This is a genomic window from Hyphomicrobium sp. LHD-15 (genome assembly GCF_031157355.1).
Taxonomy (GTDB): Bacteria; Pseudomonadota; Alphaproteobacteria; order Rhizobiales; family Hyphomicrobiaceae; genus Hyphomicrobium_C.
Window position 1 is genome coordinate 324,212 of sequence record NZ_JAVIFT010000001.1, and the last position, 17,487, is coordinate 341,698.

Annotated in this window: 18 protein-coding genes; 13 read left to right on the forward strand and 5 right to left on the reverse strand. The window is 63.3% G+C overall.

Going from position 1 to position 17,487, the window contains the following annotated elements; all coding sequences use genetic code 11:
* Positions 1–9: 9 nt before the first annotated feature.
* Positions 10–1,725, reverse strand: coding sequence for an NADPH-dependent assimilatory sulfite reductase hemoprotein subunit (locus RCO24_RS01450; protein WP_308959578.1), 1,716 nt, complete (start codon positions 1,723–1,725; stop codon positions 10–12).
* A 91-nt stretch (positions 1,726–1,816) separates the two neighbouring features.
* On the reverse strand, positions 1,817–3,622 hold the full coding sequence (locus tag RCO24_RS01455) for a flavodoxin domain-containing protein (protein WP_308960870.1): 1,806 nt from the start codon (positions 3,620–3,622) through the stop codon (positions 1,817–1,819).
* 668 nt (positions 3,623–4,290) lie between these two features.
* On the opposite strand from RCO24_RS01455, the gene pqqA reads away from it, so the two are divergent.
* The 6 genes from pqqA to RCO24_RS01485 all read left to right on the forward strand — a co-directional run bounded on the left by pqqA (position 4,291) and on the right by RCO24_RS01485 (position 8,421).
* Positions 4,291–4,380 carry a pyrroloquinoline quinone precursor peptide PqqA gene (gene pqqA, locus RCO24_RS01460; protein ID WP_041921595.1) on the forward strand — a complete coding sequence of 30 codons (90 nt, stop codon included), beginning with the start codon at positions 4,291–4,293 and terminating at the stop codon, positions 4,378–4,380.
* Between the two features lie 245 nt (positions 4,381–4,625).
* Positions 4,626–5,558 carry a pyrroloquinoline quinone biosynthesis protein PqqB gene (pqqB, locus tag RCO24_RS01465; RefSeq protein ID WP_308959579.1) on the forward strand — a complete coding sequence of 311 codons (933 nt, stop codon included), beginning with the start codon at positions 4,626–4,628 and terminating at the stop codon, positions 5,556–5,558.
* A complete protein-coding gene (gene pqqC / locus RCO24_RS01470) occupies positions 5,555–6,322 on the forward strand; it encodes a pyrroloquinoline-quinone synthase PqqC (RefSeq protein ID WP_308959580.1) in 768 nt (255 codons plus the stop codon). The genes pqqB and pqqC overlap by 4 nt, the downstream gene beginning before the upstream one ends.
* A complete protein-coding gene (gene pqqD, locus RCO24_RS01475) occupies positions 6,315–6,632 on the forward strand; it encodes a pyrroloquinoline quinone biosynthesis peptide chaperone PqqD (protein ID WP_308959581.1) in 318 nt (105 codons plus the stop codon). The genes pqqC and pqqD overlap by 8 nt, the downstream gene beginning before the upstream one ends.
* A 29-nt stretch (positions 6,633–6,661) precedes the next feature.
* A complete protein-coding gene (pqqE, locus tag RCO24_RS01480) occupies positions 6,662–7,885 on the forward strand; it encodes a pyrroloquinoline quinone biosynthesis protein PqqE (RefSeq protein ID WP_308959583.1) in 1,224 nt (407 codons plus the stop codon).
* Between the two features lie 161 nt (positions 7,886–8,046).
* Entirely contained in the window at positions 8,047–8,421 is a 375-nt protein-coding gene (locus RCO24_RS01485; protein ID WP_308959584.1) for a cytochrome c family protein, read from the forward strand.
* A gap of 92 nt (positions 8,422–8,513) precedes the next feature.
* Here the strand turns inward: RCO24_RS01485 and folK are convergent, their stop codons facing one another.
* Together folK and RCO24_RS01495 are read right to left on the reverse strand one after the other, a co-directional pair.
* Positions 8,514–9,032, reverse strand: a complete 519-nt coding sequence (gene folK / locus RCO24_RS01490; RefSeq protein ID WP_308959585.1) for a 2-amino-4-hydroxy-6-hydroxymethyldihydropteridine diphosphokinase — start codon at positions 9,030–9,032, stop codon at positions 8,514–8,516.
* Between the two features lie 37 nt (positions 9,033–9,069).
* Positions 9,070–9,444, reverse strand: a complete 375-nt coding sequence (locus RCO24_RS01495) for a 4a-hydroxytetrahydrobiopterin dehydratase (protein ID WP_308959586.1) — start codon at positions 9,442–9,444, stop codon at positions 9,070–9,072.
* Positions 9,445–9,916: 472 nt separating this feature from the next.
* Here RCO24_RS01495 and RCO24_RS01500 point away from each other — a divergent pair, with 472 nt between their 5' ends.
* The 7 genes from RCO24_RS01500 (at position 9,917) to fae (ending at position 16,563) form a co-directional block, all read left to right on the forward strand.
* Positions 9,917–10,888 carry a beta-ribofuranosylaminobenzene 5'-phosphate synthase family protein gene (locus tag RCO24_RS01500; RefSeq protein WP_308959588.1) on the forward strand — a complete coding sequence of 324 codons (972 nt, stop codon included), beginning with the start codon at positions 9,917–9,919 and terminating at the stop codon, positions 10,886–10,888.
* Positions 10,889–10,949: 61 nt separating this feature from the next.
* A complete protein-coding gene (locus RCO24_RS01505) occupies positions 10,950–11,849 on the forward strand; it encodes a methylenetetrahydromethanopterin dehydrogenase (RefSeq protein WP_308959589.1) in 900 nt (299 codons plus the stop codon).
* Complete coding sequence (locus RCO24_RS01510) at positions 11,846–12,997, forward strand: ATP-grasp domain-containing protein (RefSeq protein ID WP_308959590.1); 1,152 nt, start codon at positions 11,846–11,848, stop codon at positions 12,995–12,997. The genes RCO24_RS01505 and RCO24_RS01510 overlap by 4 nt, the downstream gene beginning before the upstream one ends.
* A complete protein-coding gene (gene mch / locus RCO24_RS01515; protein WP_308959591.1) occupies positions 12,994–13,962 on the forward strand; it encodes a methenyltetrahydromethanopterin cyclohydrolase in 969 nt (322 codons plus the stop codon). Before RCO24_RS01510 ends, mch begins: the two co-directional genes overlap by 4 nt.
* Before the next feature lie 45 nt (positions 13,963–14,007).
* Positions 14,008–14,949: a RimK family alpha-L-glutamate ligase gene (locus RCO24_RS01520; protein ID WP_308959592.1), complete on the forward strand. Its 942-nt coding sequence runs from the start codon at positions 14,008–14,010 to the stop codon at positions 14,947–14,949.
* The gene (locus RCO24_RS01525; RefSeq protein WP_308959593.1) at positions 14,949–15,848 is read left to right on the forward strand and encodes a triphosphoribosyl-dephospho-CoA synthase; all 900 of its coding nucleotides are present in this window, start codon (positions 14,949–14,951) and stop codon (positions 15,846–15,848) included. The genes RCO24_RS01520 and RCO24_RS01525 overlap by 1 nt, the downstream gene beginning before the upstream one ends.
* Before the next feature lie 202 nt (positions 15,849–16,050).
* Positions 16,051–16,563 (forward strand): formaldehyde-activating enzyme, encoded by a 513-nt coding sequence (gene fae, locus RCO24_RS01530; protein ID WP_308959594.1) that lies wholly within the window; start codon positions 16,051–16,053, stop codon positions 16,561–16,563.
* A gap of 213 nt (positions 16,564–16,776) precedes the next feature.
* On the opposite strand, the gene RCO24_RS01535 is transcribed toward fae, so the two are convergent.
* Positions 16,777–17,472, reverse strand: a complete 696-nt coding sequence (locus tag RCO24_RS01535; protein ID WP_308959595.1) for a HisA/HisF-related TIM barrel protein — start codon at positions 17,470–17,472, stop codon at positions 16,777–16,779.
* Between the last annotated feature and the right edge of the window lie 15 nt (positions 17,473–17,487).

Here is a 17,487-nt window from a genome sequence, read left to right on the forward strand (position 1 = left end):
TGGCGGCGCTCAGACGAGCGTGATGTCGCTGTGGAAGGTATTGCCGCCGAGGGTTGGCTTCACGGCGCCAATACGGATCACGAAGTCTCCGAAGCGCTCGCCCTCCTCGCGCTCCTTGGCGAAGCGCAGGAACAGTGGTTCCAACAGCTCGACGATGCGCGCCTTGCCGATGTCCTGCGCATAGAGCTTGTTCAGACGCGTGCCGTCGTGAGCGGCGCCGAGATAGAGGTTGTAGAGCCCCGGCGCGCGACCGACGAAACCGATTTCCGCCATGTACGGGCGCCCGCACCCGTTCGGGCAGCCGGTCATGCGGATCACGATGTCCTCTTGCCGGAGGCCTGCCTTGTCGAGGCTATCCTCGAGCGTGGTGATCAGCTCCGGCAGGAAGCGCTCCGCCTCGGCCAAGGCCAAAGCGCAGGTCGGCAGAGCAACGCAGGTGATGGAGTTGCGGCGCAAGCCCGACGACGTCTCGATGACGACGCCGTGTGCTTTCAGGATGGCGTCGATCTTGGACTTCTGCTTGGCGCTGGCGTTGCAGATGATGATGTTCTGATTGCCGGTGACCGAGAAGGTCACGCCGCCGGCCTTGGCGATCTCGCGGATTGCCGTGCGCAGGCGCTTATCCGGCCAGTCCTTGATGCGGCCGGCTTCGATGAAGAGGCCGAGGTGCCACTTCTTGTCGGGGCCCTGATACCAGCCGATGGGGTCGCCCATCGACGTGAACTTGAAGGGACGCGCTTCGCCGAGCTTGTAGCCCAGGCGGCTCTCGACCTCGGCGCGGTACTTGTCGACGCCGAACCGCTCGACCGTGTATTTCAGGCGCGCGTTCTTGCGCAATTCGCGATTGCCCCAGTCGCGCTGCACGAGCATGACCTTCTCGGCCACGTCGACCGCCTGCTCGGGCGTGCAGAAGCCGATCACGTCACCGGTGCGCGGGAAGGTATCGAGTTCGCCATGAGTCATGCCCATGCCGCCGCCGATGCTGACGTTCCAGCCGGCGAGTTGGCCCTTGGCATCGGTGATGGCGATGAAGCCGAGGTCATGCGCGAACACGTCGCCGTCGTTGTGCGGAGGCACGGCGATCACGATCTTGAACTTACGCGGCAGGTAGTGAACTCCGTAGAGCGGCTCGGTATCGACGACAGCCGGACGCGACAGATCCTCGACCTTGTCGCCGTCGAGCCAGATCTCGTGGTAGGCGCTCGTCTTCGGCAGCAGGTGGTCGCTGACCTTGCGCGCGAAGTCGGCCGCAGCGGCATGGACGGGCGAGAAGAACGGATTTCCGACGCACATCACGTTGCGGTTGACGTCGCCGCAAGCGGCGATGGTGTCGAGGCAGGCGCCGTTGATCGCCTGCATGGTGCGGCGCAGGTTGGCCTTGATCACGCCGTGGTACTGGAAGGTCGCGCGCGTCGTGAGGCGCAGCGTGCCATTGGCGTAAGTGCTCGCGATGTCATCGAGCTTGAGCCACTGCTCCGGCGTCACGAGGCCGCCCGGCAAGCGCAGGCGGATCATGAAGCTGAAGGCTTTCTCAAGCTTCTTCTTTGCACGCTCACCGCGCACGTCACGGTCATCCTGCATGTAGGAGCCGTGGAACTTGATGAGCTGCGTATCATCCTCGGAGATCGCGCCGGTCTCGACGTGAGACAGCCCGTCGGCAATCGTTCCGCGAAGGAAGTGGCTTTCCTCTTTGAGGAATTCGTTTTTTGCGCGTTTGTCGGTCATTGGGAAAAATCCAGTGAAGGCGGCATTGGGCAACAGGCAATCGGCAAGCGGGGCGTTACGTGTGCCGATTGCCGCGTGCCGCTTGCCTTCTCTAATAGACGTCGCGTTGATAGCGGCCGGCCTTGGTCAGCTCCTTGAGCTTTGCGCGGCCTGCCTCCTCATCGCCCTTGGCGGTCTCGGCGAGAATGCGGGCCAGCGTGACGTCGACGTCCTTGGCCATGCCCTTCTCGTCGCCGCAGACATAGATGTGCGCGCCGTCGTCGATCCACTTCGACAGCTCCTGGCGGCGCTCCCAAAGCTTGGTCTGGACGTAGATCTTCTCCGGCTGATCGCGGGAGAAGGCGACATCGATGCGCGACAGCACGCCGGACGCGAGATGGTCCTGCCATTCGAGCTGATAGAGGAAGTCGTAAGAGAAGTTGCGCTCGCCGAAGAACAGCCAGCTCTTGCCCTTGTCGCCGTTCTCCGCGCGCTCCTCGATGAAGCCGCGATAAGGCGCGACGCCGGTGCCGGCGCCGATCATGATGATCGGGCGGTCTCCGTCGGCGGGAAGGCCGAAGTGGCGGTTCGGCTTCACGTAGATGCGCGCCTTACCGCCGACCTTGCAACGATCGGCGAGATAGGTGGAGGTCACGCCCTTGCGGGCTTTGCCGTGGGACGACCAGCGGACGGTTCCGACCAGCAGGTGGGCTTCGCCGGGATGCGCCTTCTGGCTCGAGGCGACGGAATAGAGACGCCCGGGCAACGGCCGCAGCAGCTTCGTGAACTGCTCGCCGCTGAGCTTCTCGGGGAACGTCTCGAACAGGTCGATCAATTGCCGATCGGCCGAGAAGCGCGCGAGTTCGCCCTCTTCCAGAAGCTTTGCAACGCCCTTGCTGCCGGTGAGCTTGGCATAGCCATCCACCAGCGGACGCGACAGCGTCGTGATGTCGTAATTCTCGACGAGCTTCTTCTTGAGGTCGGCGCTGCCGGCGAGGCCGACTGCCTTCAGGAGATCCTCGGCGAGATCGGGATCGTTTTCGGGGTAGAGGCCGATGGCATCGCCGGGTTTATAGACGAAGCCTGGATCCTCGACCGTGAACTCGGCATGCCAAGTCTCGCGCGTCGAGCCGGTGCCGTTCAAATCGATCAACGCCGTGATCTCAGCCTCGGCCGGGTTCTCGGCGGTGAAACGCGGCTCGTCATCTTCGTCGGCGGAGACCGGCGCCTTGAAATCCACATGGACGACGGTCGCGGAGCCTGCGGCATCAGCCGGCGCGATGGTTTCGAGCGCCTTGTCGGTCCAGGCGGCCGCGGCCTTCTGGAAGTCGAGGTCGAGATCCTGGCGGTCGGCGGCGCGGGTGCCGCCGAGGGCTTCGATCCGTTTGTCGATCTCTTTGCCTGTCTGGCAGAAATTCACGTAGGCGGTATCGCCCAGCGCCAGGACGGCAAAACGCACGCCCTCGAAGCGCGGCGCGCCCTCCGCCATCAGCGCCTTGTAGAAATCAGCCGCGCGCTGCGGGGGATCGCCCTCACCCCAGGTCGAGATGTAGACGATCAGGTTCTTGGACTTGGCGATGGTGGCGAGATCGGCGTCCGCCATGTCGACGACGCGCGCGTCGAAGTTCTGCTTGGCCGCGAGCTTCTTGGCTTTGAGAGCCAGGGTTTCGGTGTTTCCGGATTCACTGCCGTAAAGAATAGTGAGCGGCTGGCGCGGACGCTGGGCCGGTGCCGGCGCGACGGCTCCTGCCGCGACCTGCCCCTGGGCGGCATCCAATCCGGCCAGAAAGCCCGATAGCCAGCTTCGCTGCAACGGCGTCGAGCGCTGAACGAGTTGGTTCAGCACATTGATATCTTCGGCCGTGAACGGCGCATTCTTCGGCAAAAACGGCACCGCGGTCACCCGCTCCTCCTCCATCACACCCCAGGAACCCGATTGCTTTTTCTTCTCTCGCAATCGCGCTCGGACTTCTACAGGTTGCTTCCGCAATCCAGCGCGCAAACACCCTGCGTTTTTAAGGATCCTGCTTCCGGTTGGAAAACCGGGTCCTCTCCTCGCTTATGTGCGAGAAGGCCCCTTCCCGAAGCACACTAGCAGCCTTTCGTAAAGCCGGTCCTACAGGCTGCCAAATCCAGATCGCCGGAGATACACCAACGTAGAAATTTTTTCCATGGGTTTAAGGTCGCGACCGAAGGATCGCAATGTCATTCCGATACGGCTCGCCGTACTAGTCTGTGATTGCAGAGGAGCCTCTTAAATCGCGCCGGTTTTGTGCCCTTCAAGCGCTAAGCAGCCGGACGGTTTCAGCCGCTTTGCTGCGCTTGCTCAATCCCACCGCGGACACCCTTCCGTCCATAGACTGGACGCCAGACTTTGGTCGGTGCCACACGAAGTCGTGACGCACTGTTACTTTGATCCGCAGACCGAGTGTGGTTACGTATTTCCATAGTGATCGCGCTTGACAAGCTGGGCTCGATCCGCAGACTGAGAGGGTCAAAAAGCAAGACTGACCAACTCGGTGGGGGACCCTTGGCGGGGCGCTCCTTCTGGAAAGCAGCTTGGCGCATTTTAAGGAGGAAACCATCATGAAGATCTGGACCAAGCCCGCAGTTCGCGAGCAGGAAGTTGGCCTCGAAGTCACGAGCTACCTGCCGGCTGAGATCGACCTCATCTAATCGATCCGCTCGCAACGCGTTTGAGCAGTTCTGACGCGGCGGTCGAGAGCTTCGGCCGCCGTTGTCATTTGAGAGGCAGACTGTCAGCCAGGGGTTGACGGGTTCGCGCTTATGCTCATCTGTTGGGGGTGTTTGTGGCCTTCGGCCGGTTCATGACACGGCGGTCATGAGATCCGACCTAGGCCGGTCTTCACGTTCGCGGCGCCGCTTTCGGCGAGGCACGCCGCTTCAAAGCGAAAAGATACATGCTTATCAGGATCCTGGGGGCGGCGGCTGGCGGCGGCTTTCCCCAGTGGAACTGTAACGGTCGCAACAGTGCCGCGGTGAGAGCTGGAAAGCCGGGTTTTCGGGCCCGGACTCAGTGTTCGCTCGCGCTTTCCGCGAACGGTTCAGATTGGGTGTTGCTCAACGCCTCGCCCGATCTCCGCCAACAGATCAACGAAACACCGGCGCTCGGCGCGCGGGCCGATGGTCCGCTGCGCAACAGTCCGATCGCGGCCGTCGTGCTGACTGGCGCGGATGTCGATTTCATCGCCGGCCTGCTCAATTTGCGCGAGCTGCAGCCGTTTTCGATCTACGGCGCCGACCGCGTGCTCGCGACGCTCTCGGCCAACTCGATCTTCAATGTTCTCAATCCGGATGTCGTCGTGCGGCGGAGCTTCCAATTCGGCGTGCCGACATCGATCGAAGGCGCAGGGCGTGACACCGGCCTCGTCGTCGAGGCGTTTCCGGTCCCCGGCAAAATCGCGCTCTATCTCGAAAGCGGCGCTTCCTCGAACAACTACGGTAGCCGCGACGGCGACACCATCGGGCTCAAGATCTCGGCCCCCGCGACCGGCAAGCACTTCTTCTTCGTGCCGGGGTGTGCGGTCGTCGACGCGGAGCTCGCGAGCCGTCTCAAGGGTGCGCCGCTCGTGTTCTTCGACGGCACGCTCTACACCGACGACGAGATGATCAAGCAGGGCCTCATGCAGAAGACCGGCCAGCGCATGGGCCACATGAGCATCTCCGGGCCCGAGGGCTCGATCGCCGCGTTCGAACCGCTCGGCGTCGCGCGCAAGGTTTATGTTCACATCAACAATTCCAACCCGGTGCTCGACGACAACTCGCCCGAGCGCCGCGCAACGGAAGCCGCCGGCTGGGAGGTCGGCTATGACGGAATGGAGATCAGGCTATGAGCGAGCGTCGTTCTGGCAACACCGCCGGGCCGCTTTGGAGCCCGGACGAATTCGAAGCCGCCATCCAGGCGGTCGGCGCTGAGCGCTATCACGACAAGCACCCGTTCCATAAGCTTCTGCACGGGGGCAAGCTCGACAAGGGGCAGGTCGCGGCTTGGGCGCTCAATCGCTACTGCTATCAATCGGCGGTCCCGCGCAAGGACGCCGCGCTCGTCAGCCGCGTGCTCGACCGCGAGCTTCGGCGCGAGTGGATCCATCGCGTACTCGAACACGACGGATACGGCGAAGACCCGGGCGGAATCGAACGCTGGCTCGTTCTCACCGATGCCCTCGGCCTCGATCGCGACTACGTGCAAGGCATGAGCGGCGCGCTGCCCGCGACACGGTTCGCGGTGGAAGCCTACGTGCGGTTCGTGCGCGAAGAGCCGCTCACGGTGGCCGTCGCATCATCGCTCACCGAGCTGTTCGCGCCCAAGATCCACAAGGAGCGGATCGCGGGCATGCTCGAAAACTACGATTTCATCGACGACAAGGTGATGGCCTACTTCAAGAAGAGGCTCGTTCAGGCTCCGGCTGACGCGGATTTCGCGCTAAGCTACATCAAGACGCACGCGAAGACCCGCGAGGAGCAGGAGGCCTGCGTCGAAGCCGTGCGCTTCAAGTGCAATGTGCTTTGGGCACAACTTGATGCGCTGCACCACGCATACGTGGCACCGGGATGGATTCCGCCCGGCGCCTTCAGGCCGGAGACGCTGAATGTCTGAGACGTCCGAGCCCCGCAGCACGCCGACCCGGTTGATCGTAACCGGCGAGACCAAGCTCGTGCTGCCGCGGCACGTCAAACTGCGCCACGACGCGGGGCGCGGGCGCTGGATCATCCTGGCGCCGGAACGCGTGTTCAATCCCGACGATACGGCTGTCGAAGTTCTGAAGAAACTCGACGGACAACGTTCCGTGAACGACATCGCTCTAGACTTGTCTCAAGAGTACCAAGCCCCACTTGAGGTAGTGACCGACGACATCGTGACCATGCTCCAAGACCTTACCGACAAAGGCGTGCTGGTGAAGGCTTAGCCGCGCCCCGGAAGAAAGAGGAAGCGACCATGAACGAGATCGCACCGACCCACGTGACCGAGACGGCGATGCCGGTGTGCGCCCGCACAGCCGACGGCTCGGCCGCGCCCGATCCCGGCCCGGATCCGGCGCTTTGCGCGCGGGCGCCGATCGGCATGCTGTGCGAGCTTACTCATCGCTGTCCGCTTCAATGCCCGTACTGCTCGAACCCGGTCGAGCTCGAGCGCGTCAACGCGGAGCTGACGACGGCGGAATGGCAGGATGTCATGCGCCAGGCGGCCGCGCTCGGCGTACTTCAAATCCATCTCTCTGGTGGCGAACCGACGGCGCGCAAGGATCTCGAGGAGATCGTTAAGGTCGCGGCAGATGTGGGGCTTTACACCAACCTCATCACGGCCGGCGTAACGCTGACGCGTGAGCGGCTCGCCAAGCTCGTCGAGGTCGGGCTCGATCACGTGCAGCTCTCGGTGCAGGACGTAGACCCCGAGAACGCCGATCGCATCGCCGCCTACAAGGGCGGCATGGCAAAGAAGATCCAGGTCGCGGGATGGGTCAAGGAACACGGCCTGCCGCTCACCATCAACTGCCCGATCCACCGCCAGAACATCCACAACGTGCCGCGGATGATCGAGTTCGCTGTCGAGATGGGCGCGGGCCGGGTCGAGATCGCTCACGTTCAGTATTACGCCTGGGCGCTCGTCAACCGCGCTTCGTTGATGCCGACGCGCGAAGCTTTCATGGTCGCGGCGAAGCAGGTCGAAGAGGCGCGCGAGAAGTATAAGGGCGTGATCGTCATCGACGCCATCGTGCCGGACTACTACGCGAAGTTCCCGAAGCCCTGCATGGGCGGTTGGGCGCGCGGCATCGTCAACGTGACGCCGTCGGGGCGGGTGCTGCCCTGCCATGCGGCCGAATCGATCAAAGGCTTGCCGTTCGACAACATCAAGGATCGTCCGCTCGCCGACATCTGGCTCAACGGTGAAGCCTTCCAGAAATACCGCGGTACATCCTGGATGAAGGAGCCGTGCCGGAGCTGCCCGCGCAAAGAAATCGACTACGGCGGCTGCCGCTGCCAGGCCTTCGCCCTGACTGGCGACGCGACCAACACCGACCCCGCCTGCTCGCTCTCTCCGCTGCACGCCCAATGGCAGGCGGTCGCGGAAGTGGAAAGCCACAACCCGAACGTACCGGAGTTCATCTACCGGCGTGTGGGCGGTGCAGCAAAAAAGCCGGAAACGCATAACGCGTCTTGAGCTGATCTTACCGGTCAAGTACAGCTGTTTGCGGAGCCGGGGTGCGGCAACTTGTTCACTCCTGGTTCAGGCAAAACTTGCCAGTATGAGAGGCTTGTCAGATTTGGACGGGAGGCCGTCTGACAAGCCTAGGTAGGATACGTTTTCGGAGGAATCGGAAGATGCTCAAGTGGGTTGTTGTGGCCGCCGCGCTGGTGGCTGCGCCTTTTGCTGCGTCCGCACAGGACGTTGAAGCTGGTGCTGGTGTTTTCAAGAAGTGCGCGGCTTGTCACCAGATCGGCGCTGAAGCCAAGAACGGTCTTGGCCCGTCGCTCCAGTGCGTTGCCGGCAAGGCAGCTGGCCATCACGAAGGTTTTGCCTATTCTGACGCTGTGAAGAACTCGGGCATCACCTGGACGGACGAGAACCTGCTCCACTGGATGGAGAAGGACGATGCCGTCATCAAGGGCAACAAGATGATCTTCCCGGCCGGTATCAAGAACGAAGAAGACCGCGTGAACCTGCTGGCTTACATCAAGTCGACGTGCAAGGAGTAAGCACTCCAAGCTTTACTCATTTCGAACGCCGCGGATGACAACATCCGCGGCGTTCTTTTTATGCGAAGCACAATCGATTTCATTGATCGCGATCATGCCCTCGTTTCTTCAAAGGGCACCACGTCGCTCGCGTCCAGGCGCGAAAGCCAATGCGCCAGCGGGTGCCCCGCGATCTCGAGATCGGGCGCGATCTCGATCAGCGGCACCAGCACGAACGCGCGCTCGACGACGCGCGGATGCGGGAGGATCAGCTCCGGAGTATCGCGCGTCTCATGTCGATAAGTCAGCACGTCGACATCGATGATCCGCGGACCCCAGCGCGTTTCGCGCACACGCTTCATCTCCTGCTCGACGCCGAGGCAGCGTGCCAACAGCGCTTCCGGAGACAGATCCGTGACCACGGCGATGCAGGCGTTTACGAACCAGTCCTGATCGGTCACGCCCCAAGGCGCGGTCCGATAAAGACGGGAGGCACGCACGACGCGAATATCACCGGCTTCGGTCAGCAAGCCGATGGCCTGACGAATGTTGGCTGCTTTGTCGCCGACATTCGATCCGAGGCCGATCATGGCATCGTACCCCGTGCGCGCGCGGGCCGCCGCTTGCGTCATGATGCGTTCGCTTTCCGGATGCGTGCCGTACGTTCGATCAATCGTATTTGATATACGAGAAGCGCAGATCTCCGGCGGGCGTACCTTCGAGGACGCCATCCTTGCCGGGCTGCCAGTGAACGACCTCCTCGATCTTCTTGGCGAGCGTCAGATCCTTTTCGGTGATGCCCTTTGCGGAATGGGTGACCAGGCGCACCTCGACCCAGGCATAGGACGCCGTGATATCGGGGTGATGCCAGGCGGCCTCGGCCAAATGTCCGACGGTGTTGATCACCATCAACGTGCCCTTCCAGCTGGTGGTTTTGTATGTGCGGCGGATCCAGCCGTCCTCAAGGCGCCAATGAGGTAGATTTTCGGACAACCACTTGGTGACCTCGGCCTCGGTCAGTGTCTTTTCACGGGGGGTGCTCATGTTGCTCTCTCCTCAATCCTATCGTGGAAAAATACGCTGAGACCGGTCCCGTGTCACATCGTAGGCCCTTGTTTCGCCGTGCTTCTCGTCGGAAATCGGCGCGGGCTCGCGAGAGTGATAGAAGCTGGCGAGGTGGCGGTCCAGAACCTATTCCGCTCCTGAGGAATCGGGTTTGATATCCAAGCTAGGCTTCGATTTGATTGCATTTTCAACGGCAAGCTGGGCGCCGCGCTGGCCGCGTTGGTCAGGGCTGGCCGGAAACGGTTCCGGCCCTCTCATCGTTAACGGAAGTCTCGAGACGCACGCAGAAACGGCGCGCAATGCAGCCTCAGCTAGCAGCCCATGGCGCGATGGCACTCGCATCTCGGGCGATCAGGCGTTAAAGCTCGCTCCGACCTAGCGCGCGGATATTTCTGAACTGCGATCGCGCTCTAGGCTCGGCGAACGTCCCCCTCCAAGGAAGCGCTCCGCGATGCACGATACCAACCCGGTCAGAGGCTGCAGCGTCTCGGCGCCCGCGCGCCTTCATCTGGGCTTCCTCGATCTCAATGGCGGTCTCGGCCGTCGCTACGGCTCCATCGGGCTCGCGCTCGAGCAGCCCAGCACGGATATCTTCATCGAGCGCGCAAGCACGTCCTCGGCGTCGGGGCCGGAGCAGGATCGCGCGTTGACCGTGCTTGCTCGCTGCGTCGAGGCTCTCAAGCTCAAGGGTCACTACCGAATTGAAATCAAACAGGCGATTCCGGCGCACGCCGGCCTCGGCTCCGGCACGCAGCTGGCCCTTGCAATCGGCCTCGCCCTCATGCGCCTCGAAGGGGGTGAGCTGACGCCGCGCCAGATCGGCGACCTCGCAGGACGGGGCGCGCGATCGGCGATCGGCATGGCCGCTTTCGACGGCGGCGGCTTCATCGTCGATGGCGGACGCGGCAAGCTCGACCAGCCCCCGCCGGTCTTGATTCAAATGCCGTTTCCGGACGCGTGGCGGGTGCTGCTGGTGCTCGATACGCGCGCCCAAGGGGCACACGGCGATCGCGAAACCAGAGCCTTCGCGGCTCTTCCCCCGTTTCCCGAAGCGCTTGCGGATCGGCTGTGCCGGCTCGTGCTGATGCAGCTGGTGCCCGGCCTCAAGGAAGTCGACATCGACACGTTCGGGGCGGCGTTAACCGAAATCCAGCGCATCGTTGGAGGCCATTTTGCTGCAGCGCAAGATGGCAGCCCGTGGACGTCGCCCGCGGTGGGTGCGCTTCTGAAGCGAGCCGCCGAGCTCGGCGCAACCGGCATCGGGCAGACCTCTTGGGGGCCGACCGGCTTCGGTTTCGTGCCCTCGCCAGATGTGGCAGACCGCCTCTATCATTCTTTAGTCGGAGACGCTAAAGCGATGGGCCTTGAAATCGCGGTGGTTCGTGGGCGCAATGCCGGCGCAACGATCGCGGCCGACCGATGAGCTGCTCGTCGCCATTTCAAGACGAGAGCGGCAACGCCTTACGTGAACGGGAGAAGACTTAATGAGCGACGCCACCCCCATCCTGCACATGCTTTCGCCGCAGAAGCATATGAGCCCGTTCGACGTGAACATGGCCGCGGATGCTGGATACAAGGTCATCGTTCCCTACATCAATGTGACCCAGGAAGAAGTGACGGGACTGGTGCAGGACGCGATCTTCTCGCGCCCGCCGGAGTACGGCGCGAACACGGGCGTGTTCGTCGGCGGCAAGGATGCGATCCTGGCGCTCGATTTCCTCGAAGCCGCACGCAAGGCTCTGGTGCCGCCGTTCCAGCTCTCGGTGCTCGCCGATCCGGCCGGCTCGTTCACGACCGCAGCCGCGATGGTTGCCTGCGTCGAGCGCGCGCTCAAGTTCAAGTTCGGCCGCGACTGGAAGGGAACCAAGGTTGCCGTGTTCGGTGCGACCGGCGTTGTCGGCTTCGCCTCCTCGATCATCGCGGCGCTCGAAGGCGCTGACGTTCAGCTCGTCGCCCATCGCGGCCTCGATCGCGTGGTCAAGTCCGCCCAGGTCTCCAAGGAGCGGTTCGGCGTCGACCTCCAGGCCGTCGCCGGCGAAACCGATGCTCAGAAGGCCGAGATCATCGCCAACGCCGAAGTGATCTTCGCTGCCGCCGCAGCCGGCGTGCAGGTTCTTTCCAAGCAGCATCTGGCCAGCGCCAACAAGCTGTTGGTCGTCGCCGACGTCAACGCCGTTCCGCCGGCGGGCGTCGAAGGCATGGACCTGTTCATGGACGGCACGCCGCTGCCGGACAGCAACGTGCTCGGCGTCGGTCCGCTCGCGATCGGCGACATCAAGTACAAAACCGAATCCGGCCTCTTCAAGCAGATGATCGGTTCCAAGGAGCCGTTGTCGCTCGACTTCCGTCACGCCTTCACGCTGGCCCGCCAGCTCGTTGCTTGACCGGGGAGACGGTCCTTATCGCGGCTTTTTCCGCGCGGGCGCTCGCAGCGTCCGCGCGGCGAGCCGGCTACAACCCTCTCGTCGTCGACTGCTTCGGCGATGACGACACCATCGCGCTGGCCCATGCCGCGCGATGCCTGCCTGCCCGCGTGCAAGTTGGCTTCACCGCGCGCCCGTTGATCGCCGCCCTCGAAAGCCTCGTTGCCGACGCGCCCTCGCCGCCGATCGGGCTCGTGCTCGGCGCGGGCTTCGAATGCAATCCGCGCCTGGTCGCCAAGCTCGCCGATCGCTTCCGGCTCATCGGCAACGATGCGGAGACGATCCGGCGCACGAAAGACCCGCGGCAGTTCTTTCAGGTGCTCGACGATCTTGGCGTTCCCCATCCCGAGACGCGTCTCGATGCGCCGGAGCAGAGCGAAGGCTGGCTGATGAAGCGCATCGGCGGAAGCGGCGGGCTGCACATTCACAACTGCCCGACGACGCCGCGTCCCGATCCGCGCCGCTATTTCCAGCGCTGCGCTGCCGGGGACAGCATTTCATTGATGGGTCTCGTCTCGGAGCAAAGCGCGGCTTTCGCCGCCAGCCGCCAGTGGACGAACCCGCTTCCACGCCGCCCGTTCCGCTACGGTGGCGCGTCGGGCTCGCTGCCGCTCGACGAAGATCTCGAAGCACGTCTGATCGAGATGTCGCTTGCGGTTTCGGAAGCGCTTTCTCTCCGCGGGATCGTGTCATTCGATTATCTCGTCCAGGACGGCGAGCCGTTGCTGCTGGAGGTCAACCCACGCCCGGGTGCGACGCTCGACGTGTTCGACGACGCGTCTGGCACTTTGTTCAAGGCGCATGTCGAAGCCTCGCGCGGCGGCGATCCGGCTTCGCTTCTCGCGTCCGACTGGCATCCGCCCGTGGCGCGCGCCGCGGCGTTTCTCTATGCCGACCGCGGCGCTCTTTCGGTTCCAGCCATCCAATGGCCGGATTGGGCCGCCGATCGTCCGCGTGCCGCCAGCACCATCGGCGCTGGCCAGCCGCTCGCGACCGTTATCGCCGAAGGCCTTTCCGTCGACGAGGTTCAAGCCGCCTGCGTTCAGCGCTTGGGGGCTCTCGAAATTTTGCTGTATGACCATTCAAACGAAAAAGGAGCTCTCCAATGAGCAGCACTCCGGGCTTCTCGCCGAGCGTCAACGCGCGCGCGGGCATTCTTGTCGACGCACTGGCCGCGAACGCACAAGCGCTTCGCTGCTCGGTCACTACCGGCGAGGCCGGTGAGCGTTGCATCGATCTCGGTTCGAAGGTTCCGGGCGGGCTCGAAGCCGGCCGTCGCCTCGGCGAGATCTGCATGGGCGGCCTCGGCACCGTCACGCTGACATCGTCGTCCGGCCTCGAGCGCTGGCCGCTCGGCGTCATCGTGCATTCGTCCAATCCCGTCGTCGCCTGCCTCGGCAGCCAGTACGCCGGCTGGACAATCACCGACGACAGCGGCTTCTTCGCGCTCGGCTCCGGCCCGGCCCGCGCTCTTTCGCGCGTCGAAGAACTGTACAAGGAGCTCGGCTACGCCGATCAGCACAACAAGGGCGCGCTCGTCATCGAAGGCGACAACACGCCGCCGCCTGCAGTCGCAACCAAAGTCGCCACGGCTTGCGGCATCAAGCCGGCCGATCTCACTGTGCTCTACGCCCCGACGGGAAGCCTCGCCGGGACCGTGCAGATCGCGGCTCGCGTGCTCGAAGTTGCGCTGCACAAGGCGCATTCGCTGCACTTCGATCTGAACAATATCGTCGACGGCTACGGCGTGGCGCCGATCGCGCCGCCGATCCCCGATTTCGTCAAGGCGATGGGGCGCACCAACGACGCCATCATCTACGGCGGGCGTATCCAGCTGTTCGTGCGCGGCTCGGACGACGCCGCGAAGGATCTCGCCGAGAAGCTGCCCTCGAACACCTGCTCGATCTACGGCGCGCCGTTCGCGGAAATCTTCGCGAGCGTCAACGGCGACTTCTACAAGATCGACGCGTCGCTGTTCAGCCCGGCCGTGGTGACGGTTTCAAACCTCGACACGGGTTCGTCGTTCCATGCCGGACAGCTTGCGCCGGATATCGTCGACGCGAGCTTCAAGTAGGGAGCTTTTTTCTCCCGTTTGCGGGAGAGAAGAGAAACATCGCTCATGAACAGGCCTGTCTCGTCGACGGATCTTCATGACGCGGCGCCATCGGGGCCGCGCATCGCGCTGTTCGTCGAGGATGGCTCGGGGGACTGGCATGCGCGGCGCCTCAAGCGCGCGATGGAATCGCGCGGCGCGCATGTCGTCACGACGACGCTCAGTTCGTGCGCGTTCGACACCTCGTGCGCAAGCGGCCTCGATATTCCGGGCTTCAATGGCATGCTGCCGGACGGCGCGTTCGTGCGCTCCGTCTCGACCGGAACGCTCGAGCAGATCACCTTCCGGCTCGGCATCCTGCATGCGCTGCGCGAAAGCGGGGTGCGCGTGTGGAACGACGCGCGGGCCATCGAGCGATGCGTCGACAAATCGACGGCCACGTTTCTGTTTCAGAAGGCGGGCCTGCCGACGCCCCCGACACGTGTCGTCGAGACGCGGGCGCGGGCACATGCCCATCTCGCGTCCGATCCGCGTCCCTTCGTCCTGAAGCCTCTGTTCGGCAGCCAGGGCAACGGCGTGCGCCGCGCCGAGGGACCAGAGGAGTTGCCACCACCGGAAGACGTGGGCGACGTCTATTATATGCAGCACTATCTCCGCCGAGCCGACGCAACCCAGTTTGAGGACTGGCGCGTGTTTGTTTCGCAGGGACGCATTCTCTCGTCGATGGTGCGTCGCGGCAAAACGTGGATCACCAACGTGCATCAAGGCGCCGAGCCAATCGCCCACGACCCATGTGCGGAAATGAGCGCGCTTGCCCTGGGCGCGGTCGTAGCCATCGGCGCTGATTACGCAGGCGTCGATCTGATCCGCGACCAGAGCGGCAAGCTCATGCTGCTCGAGATCAATTCGAACCCGGCCTGGAAAGGTCTGCAGAGCGTCAGCTCCGCCGATATCGCCGACACACTCGCCGCCGATTTTCTTGCAACTGTCATAAAGGCGCCGGTGTGATGGGGTTTCCGTTGCCCCGTTCCACCATCGAGGCGGGCTTTCTCGTCGCCTGCCATGCCGAGCTTACCGCGCTCAAACCCGGCAACGTGCATATTCATGGCGCCGGGCACGGGATGGATACGGAGCATTTCGAGCGCGCAGCCGCTGCTGCCGCGCCTTTGTTGTCCGATACGACGCGCGGAGTCGGCGCACGTATTCTCGGCGCGGTCGGTGCGAGCGTGGCTGCAACCGGGCTCAACACCAATCTCGGAATCATCCTGCTTTGCGTGCCTCTGGCGGCCGCTGCCGGCTTGCGCGAGGGGCCGCAAGATCTCAGAGATCGCCTTTCGCGCGTGCTCGATACGCTCGATCTGGCTGATGCCGATCAGGCTTTCCAAGCCATCGTCATCGCCAATCCGGCGGGACTCGGCCGCACCGATACGGGCGACGTTAACGGTCCGCCAAGCATGACGCTCAAGGAAGCCATGGCGCTGGCGGCCGGCAGAGACAGAATCGCGCGCGCCTACATCTCGGCATTCGACGACATCTTCGCGCATGGCCTGCCCGTGCTTTATGCAGCTCGCCGCAGTGCCGAAAACGAAAGCATGGCTATTACTGCACTGCACATGAGCTTTCTCGCTGCGTTTCCAGATAGCCATATCGCTCGCAAACATGGGGGAGAAGCCGCGGAGACGGTACAACGAGAAGCGCAAAATTGTATCGAACTGTGGCGTCCTGCGCCCCGGAAGGAGACCTGGGACGACCTTCTCGCGCTGGATAGGAGCCTAAAAGCCCGCGGGCTAAACCCTGGCACCACCGCCGACTTCGTTGTCGCTACTCTGTTCGCCGATCAACTCCTTCGTCAAAGTGCGACCAACAGCAGCTCCCAGCCCCCCGTTAGCCCCTTGTCGAAGCCATAATCCTAGGGCTATTAAGGGGCGGCTCGCGAAGCGTGCCGCTATCTGGCCAACCGGACCGGTGACCCCAATCACCGTTCGCCGTAACTGGGATAGCTTTCTACTGCAGCCTTCGCACCCCGAGCAGACGCTCCAAAGCGAACGTCACTTGAATGGACGCTCGGGCGCGTTGTTTTTGTTCTTATTGAAGGAAGGGAACCCCCTAATGGCCAAGATTAACCGCGTACTGGTCGGCGAGTCGCTCGTCGGCGACGGCAACGAAGTGGCACACATCGATCTCGTGATCGGACCGCGCGGCAGCGCCGCCGAGACCGCGTTCGTCAACGCGCTCGCCAACAACAAGGACGGCTTCACGACGCTCCTCGCCGTGATCGCTCCGAACCTGCCCTGCAAGCCGAACACGATCATGTTCAACAAGGTCACCATCAAGGACGCCCGCCAGGCCGTTCAGATGTTCGGACCCGCTCAGTACGGCGTTGCAAAGGCCGTTCAGGACTCGGTCGCTGAAGGCGTGATCCCGGCTAACGAAGCTGACGACATCTACATCCTCGTCGGCGTGTTCATCCACTGGGAAGCTGCCGACGACGCGAAGATCCAGGACTACAACTACCGCGCTGTTAAGGAGTCGATTGCCCGCGCTGTTGCCGGCAAGCCGACGGCTGCTGAAGCCACCGCTCAGCGCAACTCGGTCTCGCATCCGTTCGGTGCGAAGACTTGAAGCGGAAACCGTCCACAGCAGGAAAATGATGCCCCTCCTTTGAAGGGGGGTCTGCTGCAGCGATTGGGAAGACTACTCTCCGGCCGTTGGAACGGCTGACACGAGCAGGTGGACCTTCACGATCCACTCGCAAGTGGACTAAAACTTCAGAGCCTGGTTGCGAAAGCAATCAGGCTTTTTCTTTTGCCGATCGTCCGATCGCCGGACCGCAAGTCAGAGTGCGATCGCCTCGATATCGCGACGCGTGATTTTTCCGGCATGGAGCGCGGTTGCGATGAGCGCGCCGGCAACGCCGATGCCGGCGAGCGCCTTCAGATCATCGCCATTGCGCACGCCGCCCGCTGCATAGACCTCGCGGGCGCCCGCATGGGCGACAATGGATTCGAGGCGTGCGAGATCCGGCCCCTCGCCGCTTCCCACGCGCGCGAGCGTCATGACGATCACACGATGCGGCCAGAAGGCGGCGTCCGCGAGCAGCTCGGCCGGGCCGATGAAATCATCGCCGCGGAAGTCGAGCGATAGCGGGGCAGCGGCGCCTGCGAGCTGGCGCGTGCGCGCATAGTCTTCCAACGATGAGAACGACTCGGACCCGAGCACCTGCCTTCTAAGCAGGTGTTCTCCAGCTCCTGGTGCCTGCATCAAGCCATCGTCGATCCAGACCTCCGATCCGGGCCAGCCCTTGCAAAGCCGCTCCTGCATCGCGAAATCGGCCCCGCGGCCCTCGATGCCTTCGAGATCCGCAACATAAAGCCTCTGGAACGGGAACAGCGACCACAGGCCCTTGGCCACGGCGACGGGGTCGGCACTCGCGGCGAGCGGGCTTTCCAGGGTACGATAGTTCGCGCGATCCCCGCGGCTCGCGGCCACCGTAACCCCGCCGCGCACGTCGATAACCGGAATGACCTGCATGGTGCTTACATCTCC